The sequence below is a fragment of the Streptomyces sp. SPB074 genome (assembly GCF_000154905.1).
Lineage (GTDB): Bacteria > Actinomycetota > Actinomycetes > Streptomycetales > Streptomycetaceae > Streptomyces.
In genome coordinates this window covers 4,460,313-4,473,166 of sequence record NZ_GG770539.1, presented here as the reverse complement: position 1 = coordinate 4,473,166, position 12,854 = coordinate 4,460,313, and the positions used below count along the sequence as shown (strand labels likewise).

Sequence of the window (12,854 nt, the reverse complement as noted above, 5' to 3'; positions counted from 1 at the left end):
AAAAAAAAAAAAAAAAAAAAAAAAAAAAAAAAAAAAAACAACCAACACCGAGAACAACAAAGAACAAAGTGAAGTAATGGTAGGCATCAACAACACCCAAAGACAAAATCACATACGCCGTGATGATCCAGGAAGGACACGGGACGCGAGCGGCGGGGTCGGGGCGATCGGTCTCGTGGGCGCCACCATGGGGGCCGGGGGTGTCGCGGGAAGCGTGATCGCCTCCGTGTACGCGCACCGGCTGCGCAGGCGGCCCGTCTTCTTCGTCGGCTACTTCCTGGCGGGCGCGCCGCGCTACCTCGTGCTCGCCCTGGACGTGCCGCTGTGGCTCGTGGTCGCGGTCTTCGCGGTGTCCGGCCTCGGCGCGGGCTTCCTCAACCCGATCCTCGGGGCCGTGCAGATCGAGCGGGTGCCGCGCCCGCTCCTCGGGCGCGTCCACGGCCTCGTCACGGCCCTGGCCTGGGCGGGCATCCCCTTCGGCGGGCTGCTCGCGGGCGGGCTGCTCGGCGTGGGCCCCCTCGCCGCCGTCCTGCTGCTCTTCGGCGCCGTGTACCTCCTGACGACGAGCCTCGCGGGACTGCTGCCGGAGTGGCGCGCGATGGACCGGCGGCGGCTCGCGGAGCGGCGCGAGGAAGCGGTGGCCCCGGCGGCCCCGTGAGCGCGGCCCGCCCCCGCACGGGCCCTACGCTGCCCCCATGCCCGCGCTCCTCGCTGTCTTCGCGCACCCCGACGACGAGTCCCTGTCCGCCGGGGGGCTGCTCGCGCGGGCGGCCGAAGCGGGGTGGCGCACCGGGGTGGTGACGGCGACGTGGACGGCGGGGACGCACCGCGAGCCGGAACTCGCCGAGGCGCTGCGGGTGCTGGGGGCCGGGGCGCCGAGGTTCCTCGGGTACGCGGACGCGAAGGTGCCGGAGTCGGCGCCGGGCGAGGTGCGGCTGCTGGACGCCGCGCTGGAGGACGCGGTGGCGCGGCTCGGCGGGTACGTGTCCGAGTTCGGGCCCGGCGTGATCGTGACGCACGACGCGCTCGGCGGCCTGACCGGCCACCCCGACCACGTGCGCACGCACGAGGTCGCCGCCGGGGCGGCCGAGGCGGCGGGGCTCCCGCTGTGGTGCGCGACGCACCCGCCGTCGGCGCTGCGGGACTGGGGCGCCCTGCTGCGGGCCGGGCAGGCGCCGCGGGTCCTGCCGGAGGAGCGGGCGGACCTGCGGCTGGACGTACGGCCTTGGCTGGAGCGGAAGTACGCGGCCATTCTCGCGCACGGGAGCGAGGTGGTGCGGGGGGCGGCTCCTGGGCGGCTGGCCGCGATGTCGGGGGAGGAGCGGGGGCGGTTGCTGGGGACGGAGTGGTACGAGACCGGTGGGGGCGGGCCAGAAGTTCCCTGACGCCGGGGCGGGCCTCCCCCGGGGCTCCGCCCCGGACCCCGCTCCTCAAACGCCGGAGAGGCTGGATTGGCCGGGGCTCAGCCCGCCGCCACACGGTCCAGGACGATCGGGCGGGCCATCAGGCCGCCGGTTTCCTCGATGTCGTACGCGCCCTCCAGCGATTCCAGCGCGTACGCGAAGCGGTCCGGGGTGTCCGTGTGGAGCGTCAGCAGGGGGTGGCCGGAACGGACCGGCTCGCCCGGCTTCGCGTGGAGTTCGACGCCCGCCCCGGCCTGCACCGGGTCCTCCTTGCGGGCGCGGCCGGCGCCGAGGCGCCAGGCCGCGACGCCGACGTCGTAGGCGTCCAGGCGGGTCAGGACACCGTCGCGCGGGGCCGTGACCACGTGCCGCTCCCGTGCCACCGGCAGTTCGGCGTCCGGGTCGCCGCCCTGCGCCGTGATCATCCGCCGCCACACGTCCATCGCCGAGCCGTCCGCGAGCGCCTTCGCCGGGTCGGCGTCCGTCAGGCCCGCCCCGTCCAGCATCTCCCGCGCCAGCGCGAGCGTCAGCTCGACCACGTCCGCCGGGCCGCCGCCCGCCAGGACCTCCACCGACTCCCGTACCTCCAGGGCGTTGCCCGCCGTCAGGCCGAGCGGCGTGGACATGTCGGTGAGCAGCGCCACCGTCCGTACGCCGTGGTCGGTGCCGAGGCCGACCATGGTCTCGGCGAGTTCGCGGGCGTCCGCCTCGTTCTTCATGAAGGCACCGGACCCGCACTTCACGTCCAGGACGAGCGAGCCCGTGCCCTCCGCGATCTTCTTCGACATGATCGAGGAGGCGATGAGCGGGATCGCCTCGACCGTGCCCGTCACGTCGCGCAGCGCGTAGAGCTTCTTGTCGGCGGGCGCGAGTCCGTCGCCCGCCGCGCAGATGACGGCGCCCGTCGAGTCCAGTACGTCCATCAGCTCGGCGTTCGTGAGGCTCGCGCGCCAGCCGGGGATCGCCTCCAGCTTGTCGAGCGTGCCGCCCGTGTGGCCGAGGCCGCGCCCGCTGAGCTGCGGCACCGCCGCCCCGCACGCGGCGACGAGCGGTGCCAGCGGCAGCGTGATCTTGTCGCCGACGCCCCCGGTGGAGTGCTTGTCGGCGGTGGGGCGGCTGAGCGAGGAGAAGTCCATGCGCTCGCCCGAGGCGATCATCGCGGCGGTCCAGCGCGCGATCTCCTGGCGCGTCATGCCGTTGAGCAGGATCGCCATCGCGAGCGCGGACATCTGCTCGTCGGCGACGGCGCCGCGCGTGTAGGCGTCCACGACCCAGTCGATCTGCGCCTCGCTCAGCTCCCCCCGGTCGCGCTTCGTACGGATGACGGAGATGACGTCCACTGACGGCTCCCAAGGATGGTGAGACGGTACCGGCCGGCGCGTGCGCCGGGCCCGTCATGACTGATACCCGCTACGGGTCAGAGCTTGTGCGGCCCGAAGGCGTCGGGCAGTTGCTGCGCGAGGGTGCGGATGCCCCCGGCGGTCTCCAGGAGCAGGGTCTCGCCGCCGTGCTCGTACAGGAGCTGGCGGCAGCGCCCGCACGGCATGAGGACCTGGCCCTCGCCGTCCACGCACGTGAAGTGCGTGAGCCGCCCGCCGCCCGAGAGGAGGAGCTGCGAGACGAGCCCGCACTCGGCGCACAGGCTGAGCCCGTAGCTCGCGTTCTCGACGTTGCAGCCGCTCACCGTGCGGCCGTCCGCGACGCGCGCGGCGGCCCCGACGCGGTAGCCGGAGTACGGGGCGTACGCGGCACGCATCGCGGTGCGGGCGCTCTCGCGGAGCCCGTCCCAGTCGAAGTCCGCGCCCGGCTCCGCCACCGTCATCCGCCCTGGCCCTTCCGGTACGGCATCCCGTCCGCCTTCGGCATCCGCAGCCGCTGGGCCGAGAGCGCGAGCACGAGGAGTGTCACGACGTACGGCGCCATGGAGACGAACTGCGAGGGGACCTCGTCGCTCAACAGGTACCACACCAGCAGCAGCGCGCCGACGACCGTCGTGACGCCTGCCGCGAGCCACTTGCGCCGCCACCCGAGCCACGCCACGGCGAAGGCGAGCAGGATGACGAGGAGCAGCAGCACGGCGTGCACGTTCTCCCCGCCGCCGCGCAGGCGGAGCGAGTCGGTGTAGCCGAAGAGCCCGGCGCCCAGGGCGAGTCCGCCCGGCATCCAGTTGCCGAAGATCATCGCGGCGAGGCCGATGTAGCCGCGCCCGCCGGTCTGGCCCTCCAGGTAGATGTTCGAGGAGACGAGGGCGAGGAAGGCGCCGCCGAGGCCCGCGAACCCGCCGGAGATGATCACCGCGAGGTACTTGTAGCGGTAGACGTCCACGCCGAGGGACTCGGCGGCCACCGGGTTCTCGCCGCAGGAGCGCAGCCGCAGGCCGAAGCTCGTGCGCCACAGCACCCACCACGTGAACGGCACGAGGAGCAGGGCGATCAGGGTCAGCGGCGAGAGATCGGTGAGAACGCCGCCGACCAGTCCGGCGAGGTCCGAGACCAGGAACCAGTGCTTGTCGGCGAGGTCGCCGAGCCCGTCCGCGATCCCCGGCACGGTCCAGGTGCCGAGCGAGTCGATCGGCGGGGACTGCTTCGAGGTGCCGCCGTCCGCCTCGGCGAAGGTGAAGATCGACAGGTAGCGGGTGACGCCGAGCGCGAGGATGTTGATCGCGACACCGGAGACGATGTGGTTGACGTTGTACGTGACCGTGATGACCGCGTGCAGCAGGCCGCCGATCGCGCCGCCGACGACGCCGAGCAGGATGCCGGTCCACGGGCCCCACTGGTAGCCGGCCCAGGCGCCGAACCAGGTGCCGAGGATCATCATGCCTTCGAGGCCGATGTTGACGACGCCCGCGCGCTCGGCCCACAGGCCGCCGAGCCCGGCGAGGCCGATCGGCACGGCCAGGCGCAGCGCGGCGGACATCTGCCCGGTCGAGGTGATCCCGTCGGCGCCGGTCACGAGCCGGACGACGGAGACGAGGAGCAGCAGCCCGGCGACGAGGAGCAGGACGACGGGCCAGGTGAGTTTCCGGCGGGCGCGGGGGGCGGCCTGGGCGGCCGCCGGGCTCCCCGGCTTCTCGGGTGCGGTGGTGGGCGTACTCATCGGGCCGCCGCCTCCTTCTTGACCTCGGTGGACGGGGTGGCGGCGGCAGCGGCTGCCGCGAGTTCGAGACCGACGCGGCGCTGCTGGCGGCGCAGGCCCCACAGGCGCACCTGCTCGTAGGAGACGACGACGACGATCACGATGATCCCCTGCATGATCGTCGCGATCTCCTTCTCGTAGCCGTTGTAGTCCAGGACGGACGAGGCTTTGTCGAGGAAGGCGATCAGGAGCGAGGCGGCGGCGATGCCGAGCGGGTTGTTGCGGCCGAGCAGGGCGATCGTGATGCCGGTGAAGCCGAGGCCGCTCGGGAAGCTCTGGCTGTAGGTGTGCGTGTCGCCGAGCAGGATCGGCAGGCCCGCGAGCCCGGCGACGGCGCCGGAGAGGAGCATCGCGGTGAGCGTCATGCGCTTGGCGCTGACACCGCTCGCCGCGGCGGCCTCCTCGGAGGCGCCCGAGGCGCGCAGGTCGAAGCCGAAGCGGGTGCGGTTGAGGACGAGCCAGTAGACGACGCCCGCGAGGACGGCGACGAAGACGAAGCCGTAGATCTCGCCCGCGTCGCCCATGCCGATGCCGGGGAACCAGCCGGCCTTGTCCATGGCGCCCGTCGTCTGGTTGTTGCCGACGGGGACGCCGAAGTTGTCGGTGAGGCACAGCCACACGATGAGCGCGGTCGCGATCGAGTTGAGCATGATCGTCGCGACGACCTCGCTCACCCCGCGCGTGACCTTGAGGACGCCCGCGACCCCGGCCCACAGGGCCCCGGTGAGCATCGCGATGATCAGCAGCACGGGGATCTGGAGGACCTGCGGCAGCGCGAGGTGGAAACCGGCGATCGCGGTGACGCAGGCGGCGAGGCGGTACTGGCCGTCCACGCCGATGTTGAAGAGGTTCATGCGGAAGCCGACGGCGACCGCGAGCGCGGCGAGGTAGTACACGCCCGCCTGGTTGATGATCAGGACCTGCTGGTCCGAGTAGCCGATCTGCTCGAACATGAGCTGGAAGGGCTCGACGGGGTTCTTGCCGGAGGCGAGGAGGACGACGCCGGTCACGACGAGGGACAGCACGAGGGCGATGACGGGGCCCGCCGTGGCCAGGATCAGCCGCTCGGAGTCCCACTTCTTGCCGGAGGGCCCGTGGACCCGGCCGGGGGCCTGCGGCCCGCCCGGCCCCGCGGGCCTGCCCGGCTCCTGCGGCGACTCGCCCGGTTTCTGCGCGGAGAGCTTGCTCATCGGGGGGTGTCCTTCTCCTGCGGGGCCTTGGCGGTCTGCGGGGGTACGGGGTTCTGCGCGGCGCCGGCGGGGGCGTCCTGCGCGGACGCGTCCGGCGCCGGGGCGGCCTCCTCCAGGTGGCCGCTGCTCGCGCCCGTCATCGCGGAGCCCAGCTCCTCGGAGGTGACGTGCGCGGGGTCGGCGTCGGCGACGAGGCGGCCCCGGTAGATGACGCGCAGGGTGTCCGAGAGGCCGATGAGTTCGTCCAGGTCGGCGGAGATGAGGAGGACGGCGAGTCCTTCGCGGCGCGCCTCGCGGATCTGGTCCCAGATCTGCGCCTGCGCGCCGACGTCCACGCCCCGGGTCGGGTGCGCGGCGATGAGGAAGCGCGGCGTGTGGCTCATCTCGCGGCCGACGATGAGCTTCTGCTGGTTGCCGCCGGAGAGCGAGCCGGCCGTCACGTCGATGCCGGGCGTCCGGACGTCGTACTCCTCGACGATGCGGCGCGTGTCCTCCTGCGCGGCCTTCGGCGTGAGCCAGAAGCCCTTCGCCGCCGGCGCCTCGGTGACGTGGCCGAGCATCCGGTTCTCCCAGAGCGGCGCGTCCAGGAGCAGGCCGTGGCGGTGGCGGTCCTCGGGGATGTAGCCGACGCCGTGCTCGCGGCGCTTGCGCGTCGGCCACGGCGTGATCTCCTCGCCCGCGAGGACGATACGGCCCGAGTCGGCGCCCCGGAGGCCGATGAGCGCCTCGATCAGCTCGGTCTGCCCGTTGCCCTCGACGCCCGCGATGCCGAGGACTTCGCCCTCGTGGATCGTGAAGCCGATGTCGTCCAGCACGGGACGCCCGCCGTCGGCGCACAGCCGCAGGTTCTCGACCCGCAGCAGCTCGCGCTCCGTCACCGTCGACTCGGCCGTCTCCGGGGTGGGCAGTTCGCTGCCGACCATCAGCTCGGCGAGCTGCTTGGGCGTCGTCTCGGTGGGCACCGCGGTGCCCACCGTCGTACCGCGCCGGATGACGGTGATGTCGTCGGCGACGGAGAGGACCTCGCCGAGCTTGTGCGAGATGAAGATGACGCTCAGGCCCTCGGCCTTGAGTTCGCGCAGGTTGCCGAAGAGGGCGTCCACCTCCTGCGGGACGAGGACGGCGGTCGGCTCGTCCAGGATGAGCGTCGTCGCGCCCCGGTAGAGCACCTTGAGGATCTCGACGCGCTGCCGCTCGGCGACCCCGAGGTCCTCGACGCGCGCGTCGGGGCGCACCCCGAGCCCGTACCGCTCGGACAGTTCGGTGATCCGGCGGCGCGCGGCCCCGCCGATGCCGTGCAGCTTCTCGCTGCCGAGGACCGTGTTCTCCAGGACCGTCAGGTAGTCGGCGAGCATGAAGTGCTGGTGCACCATGCCGATGCCGCGCGCGATGGCGTCGGCCGGGGAGGCGAAGGCCGCCTCCTGGCCGTCCACGCGGATCGTGCCCTCGTCGGGCTTCTGCATCCCGTAGAGGATCTTCATAAGCGTGGACTTGCCCGCGCCGTTCTCGCCGACGAGCGCGTGCACGGTGCCCTTGCGGACGCTGAGGTGGATGTCGTGGTTGGCGACCACGCCCGGGAAGCGCTTGGTGATGCCCTGGAGCTCGACCGCGGGCGCCGGGCCGCCGGCCGGGGGGCTTTGAGACGCGTTGATGGCGCATTCTCCTCGGAAGGGGGCCCGCGTGCGGCGGCCCGGGACGTGTCGGGAGGGTGGAGCGGGTGCGGGTGCCGGGCGGCCCCGGGGCGGGTTCAGCCTCCCCGGGGCCGGTGACGGCACCGTTGCGTGGCGGTATCCACTGGTTCAGTTGTGGCGGTACGGGCGGCGGGGGCCCGCTCCCGTACGGGGCTCCCCCGGCCCCGTACCGCACGCGTGCCCGGACGATACGCGCCGTCCGGGCCCGGCGGGCGGGTCAGCTGGTGGTCTTGACCTTGATCTTTCCCGCGGCGATGTCGGCCTTGGCCTTCTCGATCGCCTTCTGGAGCTTGGCGTCGCCCTTGAACTCCGGGTTGGAGTCGGCGAGGCCGACCCCGTCGGAGCCGAGGTCGGCGCGGACGACGCCGGTCGCGGGCTTGCCGTCCTGCACCGACTTCACGAGGTTGTAGACCGCGCCCGCGACGTCCTTCGTGGCGGAGGTGAGGATGTGGTCCTTGTACTTCGCCAGCGGCTTCTGGTTGTACTGGTCGGAGTCGACGCCGATCGCCCACTTGTCGGCTGCGGCGGCGGCCTCGATGACGCCCTGGCCCGAGAGACCGGCGGCGGCGTAGACGACGTCCGCGCCCTTGTCGATCTGGCCCTTCGCGGCCTCCTTGCCCAGGTTCGGGCTGGAGAAGCCGCCGTCCTCGGCCTTCTCGGTGAGGTACTGCTTCTCGATCTTGATCTTCGGGTCGACCGACCGGGCGCCCTGGACGTACCCGGCCTCGAACTTGTGGATGAGGGGGACGTCCACGCCGCCGACGAAGCCGATGTGGCCGCTCTTGCTGGTCATCGCGGCGGCGATGCCGGCGAGGTAGCTGGCCTGCTCCTCGTGGAAGACGAGGTCCGCGACGTTCTTCTCCTGGACGGTCTCGTCGTCCACGATGCCGAAGGTGGTCTTCGGGTGCTTGGCCGCGACCTCCTTGATGGCGGGCGCGTAGGCGAAGCCGACACCGATGACGGGGTTGTAGCCCTGCTTGGCGAGCTGGTCGAGACGGGCGACCTTGTCGGCGTCGGACTCGCCGTCGTTGGGCTCGACGTCCTCGCCCTTGAGCTTGAAGTCCTGCTCGGCCTTCACCATGCCCGCGTACGCGGCATCATTGAAGGACTGGTCGCCGCGGCCGCCGACGTCGTAGGCGAGGGCGAGGCCCTTGGCCTTGGAGTCACCGCCCTTGTCCTTCTCCGCGGCGGCGTCGCTGGAGGTACCGCCACAAGCGGTGACGGAGACGGCGAGAGCGGCGGTCGCAATGCCTGCGGCAGCGATTCGGGACAGGCGGCGCATGAGCGGGACTCCTTGTGTGGCGGCGCCCCGATGGGCGCTGGTTCCGCCGCAGCGTAACGCGCGTAGAACACGCGGAAAACCCCCGCAGGTCACCCGTTATCCACCTGTGCCCCGCGGGGGCGGGCCGTTTTCGGGGCTCCGCCCCGGACCCCGCTCCTCAAACGCCGGAGGGGCTGGGTTTTCGCGCGACAGCGCGTGCCCAGCCCCTCTCGTGCGCTACCGCGTCAGGACGTCGGGACCTTGATCTTGCCCGCCTTGATGTCCGCTTCCGCCTTCTTCACCGCCGCCGTGACCTCCGTCATCTTCCCGTACTCCGGGTTCGACTCGGAGAGGCCGACGCGGCCCGAGGCGAGGTCGAAGCGGGTCTCGCCCGTCTTCGGGGAGCCGTCCACGACCGACTTCGTCAGGTCGTACACCGCGCCGCCGACGTCCTTGAGGACGGACGTCAGGATGTACTTCTTGTACTTCGCGAGCGGCTTCTGCTCGTACTGGTCGGAGTCGACGCCGATGACCCACTTCTTCGCGGCGGCGGCCTCCTCGATGACGCCCTGGCCGGAGAGCCCGGCCGCCGCGTAGAGGACGTCGGCGCCCTTGTCGATCTGGCCCTTCGCGGCCTCCTTGCCGAGGTTCGGGCTGGAGAAGCCGCCGTCCTCCGCCTTCTCGGTGAGGTACTGCTCCTCGACCTTGATCTTCGGGTCCACGGAGGCGACGCCCGCCTTGAAGCCCGCGCCGAACTTGTGGATGAGCGGCACGTCCACGCCGCCGATGAAGCCGACGTGCTTCTTCTTCGTCGCCTTCGCCGCCGCGACCCCCGCGAGATAGGAGCCCTGCTCCTCGTGGAAGACGAGGTCGGCGACGTTGTCCGCCTTCACCGTGTCGTCGTCGATGATGCCGAAGGTCGTCTTCGGGTACTTGGGGGCGACGTCCTTGAGGGCGGGCGCGTACGCGAAACCGACGCCGACGATCGGGTTGTAGCCCTGCTTGGCGAGCTGCGTGAGCCGCGCGACCTTGTCCGCGTCCGACTCGCCGTCCTGCGGCTCCAGGTCCTGGCCGCCGAGCTCGAACTCCTTGCGGGCCTTCTCGAAGCCCGAGTAGGCGGAGTCGTTGAAGGACTGGTCGCCGCGCCCGCCGACGTCGTACGCGAGACCGATGCCCTTGGCGGAGGAGGAGGCGGAACCGCCCTTCTTGGCGTCGTCGTCCTTCCCGGCCTCACCACTCGTCTTCCCGCAGGCGGTGGCGGCGAGCGCCAGCGCGGCGACCCCCACGGCGGCCCGGGTGAACCTCGACTTGTGACCCACGGGGAACTCCCCTTCTCCAGGCGCCTGTTCGACGTTTCGCCGGCGCTCTCGACGCGGCGCACAGTAACGCGCGTAGAAGCAGGGGTTGAAGGGCTTCGGCGAGGCGTTACCCATTCGTGCCAACGCCCCGTTACGGCACGGTGAACGAGCGTGACGAAGGGGGGATTTGGGGGCCAGGCCGAAAACCTCAGTCCAAAAATCCAGCCCCTCCGGGGGACACCTCCCGGCCGAAGGCTGGGGGAGATTGAGGAGCGGGGTGTGGGGCGGAGCCCCACAAGGGGCCCGCCCCGCCCCCGGAGGGATCAGCTCGTCCGCTCCCCCGCCGCGTCGAGCAGCACCGCCGCCGTGAAGAGCTCCACGCCGACGGTGATCGCCGACTCGTCCACGTCGAAATCGCCCTGGTGCAGGTCGCGCGAGAGGCGGTCGCCCGGGGTGCGGACGCCGAGGCGGGCCATCGCGCCCGGGACGTGCTGGAGGTACCAGGAGAAGTCCTCGCCGCCCAGGCTCTGTTCGGTGCTCTCGACCGAATCGGCGCCGTGCCGCGCGGTCATCGCGTCGCGCAGCAGGTCCGCCGACTCCGCCTCGTTGACGACGGGCGGCACCCCGCGCACATACGTGATCTGCGTCTTCGCGCCGTAGAGCGCCGCGACCTCGTCGATCGCCGCGTACACCGCGTCGGGCGCCGTCTCCCACGTGCGCTGGTCCAGGCACCGTACGGTCCCGGCGAGTTCGGCGTGCTGCGGGATGACGTTCGTGGCGTGCCCCGACTCGATGCGGCCCCACGTGATCGCGAGCCCGGCGCGGGTGTCCACGCGGCGCCCGACGAGCGCGGGGACCTCGGTGGCGACCTTGGCGACGGCCGTGACGAGGTCGGTCGTCAGGTGCGGGCGGGCGGTGTGGCCGCCGGGGCCGTCGAGGGAGATCTTGAGGCTGTCGCACGCCGAGGTGATCGGCCCGTGGCGCAGCCCGATGCGGCCCGCGTCCACCTTCGGGTCGCAGTGCACGGCGAGGATGCGGCCCACGTTCTCCAGCGCCCCGTCGCGCACCGCGTCGCCCGCGCCGCCCGGCAGGACCTCCTCGGCCGGCTGGAAGACGAGCCTGACCGGGCGCGGGAGCAGCCCGCGCCGCAGCAGGTCGGCGAGGACGAGGGCGGTGCCGAGCACGACGGTGGTGTGCACGTCGTGGCCGCAGGCGTGCGCGCGCCCGGGGATGGTGGAGCGGTAGGGCGCGGTGACCTTGGTGTCGGGGATGGGCAGCGCGTCGATGTCGGCGCGCAGCGCGAGCATCGGGCGGCCCCCGTCCCACTCGCCGATGTCGCAGACGAGCCCCGTGCCGCCCTTGAGGACGCGCGGGCGCAGCCCGGCCTCCTCCAGTCTGGCCTTGATCGCCCCGGTCGTGCGGACCTCCTGGTTCCCCAGCTCGGGGTGCGCGTGCAGATCGCGCCGGAAGGCGATCAGCTCCTCGCACAGCCCGGCGGGAAAGTCGGCGCGCGCCCCGGGCAGCGCGGCACCCGGCGCGGCGGCGGCCGTGACGGAGGGTGCCGTGCGGGCTGCGGCGGGAGTGGGGACGGGGTTTTCGGTCTCGGGCGCTTCGAGGTGGCTCACCCTTCGAAGGGTAAGGCGGTGCGGGGGGCAACTATCCAGTCAAACGAGAAAGTTCACCGGGATTGGCGTAAGAAATTCCACCCGATCCCGCATGGTGGACGCCAGAGGTGGGTATTCCCCGTTCTTATACGTGCTGACGTTCGCACGCCGTCCGCCCCGCGGCCGCCGCCTGCCGCGCGGCCCCTCGCCGTCCGTCACCGCCGTCCCCTGCTCACCCCCCCGCCCCCCACCCCTATCCGCCGCACCCCCCGTGCCGTGCCCGTCACGCCGGCCAGGAAGCTCGGGGCGCGGGGGGAGGCGTCGGGGGTGAGCCAGGCGGGGTCGATGTCGCAGACCGCGACGCGGACGCCCGTGCCCGTCAGCGCGAGCGGCAGCGTGTGCACGACCGTCGAGGGGAAGCTCAGCACCGTGGCGCCGATCGGGCCGCGGCGGGCGATGAGTTCGAGCGGGAGGTCGGGGCGGACGATCTGGAGGCCCGTCTCGACGGCGAGGCGGTGCAGCTTGGTGGTGTTTTCCCTGCGGTGGGCGAAGTAGCGGACCGCGCCGTGGTGCCGGACGAGCGCGCCGACCGCCGCGACGTAGTGGTCCTCGGCGACGACCCCGGTCTCGACCAGCGAGGTGCCGACGAGGTCGGCGCCCGCGCGGACGGCGGGCGGCCCGAAGGCGGTACGGGTCCAGGCGAAGTCGTGGCGCGTGACGGTGACGCCCTCGGGCACCCCGTCCACCGGCATACACGTGAAGAGCCCGACCTCACGCCCCGCGCCCGGTGTGAGCCTGCGGCGGGCCGTGCGCGCGAAGGGGGCGAAGGCCAGGTCGCGGGGGCCGCCGCGCCCGCCCCGGTGCCAGCGCACGAGGGGTTCGCCGCGCGCGAGCAGCGTGATGAACTCCATCGTCGCGGTGCCGTCGTCCACCACGACGAGTTGCCGCGCCCGGGTGAGCGTGAGCAGCAGTTGCACGTACCGCGAGAAGGGGTCGCCGATGACGACGCGCCGCGCGCCGCGCAGCAGCGGCGCGAGCCCCCGCACGGTGTGCACGGGCGCCGTGCTGCCGCCGCGCGCCTCCTCCCACCGCAGCCGCATCCCCGCCCCGCGCGCGAACTCGGCCATGCGCCGCAACTGCCCGCGCGACATGGGGTCCGTGGGCGAGAGCACGACGAGCACGACGTCGGCGGGATCCGCCTCCGGGGTCGCGTGCGCCCATTCCAGGACGTTGAGGAGCTGGACGGGGCTCTCCACGAAGGCGAGGGTC

General features: G+C 72.4%; 11 protein-coding genes. 2 read left to right on the top strand and 9 right to left on the bottom strand.

Annotated features, from left to right (window positions below; genetic code table 11):
• Window positions 1-214 precede the first annotated feature (214 nt).
• Window positions 215-658, top strand: a complete 444-nt coding sequence (locus SSBG_RS18790) for an MFS transporter (protein WP_420790316.1) — start codon at window positions 215-217, stop codon at window positions 656-658.
• 37 nt (window positions 659-695) lie between these two features.
• Entirely contained in the window at window positions 696-1,385 is a 690-nt protein-coding gene (locus SSBG_RS18785; protein WP_008747653.1) for a PIG-L deacetylase family protein, read from the top strand.
• Window positions 1,386-1,462: 77 nt separating this feature from the next.
• On the opposite strand, the gene SSBG_RS18780 is transcribed toward SSBG_RS18785, so the two are convergent.
• From SSBG_RS18780 to SSBG_RS18740, 9 genes are all read right to left on the bottom strand, one after another.
• Window positions 1,463-2,743, bottom strand: coding sequence for a thymidine phosphorylase (locus SSBG_RS18780; RefSeq protein ID WP_008747652.1), 1,281 nt, complete (start codon window positions 2,741-2,743; stop codon window positions 1,463-1,465).
• Window positions 2,744-2,820: 77 nt separating this feature from the next.
• Window positions 2,821-3,225, bottom strand: a complete 405-nt coding sequence (locus tag SSBG_RS18775; protein WP_008747651.1) for a cytidine deaminase — start codon at window positions 3,223-3,225, stop codon at window positions 2,821-2,823.
• Window positions 3,222-4,502 carry an ABC transporter permease gene (locus tag SSBG_RS18770; RefSeq protein ID WP_008747650.1) on the bottom strand — a complete coding sequence of 427 codons (1,281 nt, stop codon included), beginning with the start codon at window positions 4,500-4,502 and terminating at the stop codon, window positions 3,222-3,224. Before SSBG_RS18770 ends, SSBG_RS18775 begins: the two co-directional genes overlap by 4 nt.
• Window positions 4,499-5,731 carry an ABC transporter permease gene (locus SSBG_RS18765; RefSeq protein ID WP_008747649.1) on the bottom strand — a complete coding sequence of 411 codons (1,233 nt, stop codon included), beginning with the start codon at window positions 5,729-5,731 and terminating at the stop codon, window positions 4,499-4,501. Before SSBG_RS18765 ends, SSBG_RS18770 begins: the two co-directional genes overlap by 4 nt.
• On the bottom strand, window positions 5,728-7,302 hold the full coding sequence (locus SSBG_RS18760) for an ABC transporter ATP-binding protein (RefSeq protein WP_008747648.1): 1,575 nt from the start codon (window positions 7,300-7,302) through the stop codon (window positions 5,728-5,730). The genes SSBG_RS18765 and SSBG_RS18760 overlap by 4 nt, the downstream gene beginning before the upstream one ends.
• A 337-nt stretch (window positions 7,303-7,639) precedes the next feature.
• Window positions 7,640-8,704, bottom strand: a complete 1,065-nt coding sequence (locus tag SSBG_RS18755) for a BMP family lipoprotein (protein ID WP_008747647.1) — start codon at window positions 8,702-8,704, stop codon at window positions 7,640-7,642.
• Window positions 8,705-8,928: 224 nt separating this feature from the next.
• The gene (locus SSBG_RS18750) at window positions 8,929-10,002 is read right to left on the bottom strand and encodes a BMP family lipoprotein (RefSeq protein WP_008747646.1); all 1,074 of its coding nucleotides are present in this window, start codon (window positions 10,000-10,002) and stop codon (window positions 8,929-8,931) included.
• Window positions 10,003-10,304: 302 nt separating this feature from the next.
• On the bottom strand, window positions 10,305-11,606 hold the full coding sequence (locus SSBG_RS18745) for an amidohydrolase (protein ID WP_037870109.1): 1,302 nt from the start codon (window positions 11,604-11,606) through the stop codon (window positions 10,305-10,307).
• Between the two features lie 194 nt (window positions 11,607-11,800).
• Window positions 11,801-12,854: hypothetical protein (locus SSBG_RS18740; RefSeq protein ID WP_037870108.1), on the bottom strand; the 1,054-nt coding region annotated here is incomplete at its 5' end.

What these genes read in the sequence shown, in the direction of transcription:
- SSBG_RS18785 (WP_008747653.1), top strand. Translation starts at nt 696, where the DNA reads ATGCCCGCGCTCCTCGCTGTCTTCGCGCACCCCGACGACGAGTCCCTG.
- SSBG_RS18775 (WP_008747651.1), bottom strand. Translation starts at nt 3,225, where the DNA reads ATGACGGTGGCGGAGCCGGGCGCGGACTTCGACTGGGACGGGCTCCGC.
- SSBG_RS18770 (WP_008747650.1), bottom strand. Translation starts at nt 4,502, where the DNA reads ATGAGTACGCCCACCACCGCACCCGAGAAGCCGGGGAGCCCGGCGGCC.
- SSBG_RS18765 (WP_008747649.1), bottom strand. Translation starts at nt 5,731, where the DNA reads ATGAGCAAGCTCTCCGCGCAGAAACCGGGCGAGTCGCCGCAGGAGCCG.
- SSBG_RS18755 (WP_008747647.1), bottom strand. Translation starts at nt 8,704, where the DNA reads ATGCGCCGCCTGTCCCGAATCGCTGCCGCAGGCATTGCGACCGCCGCT.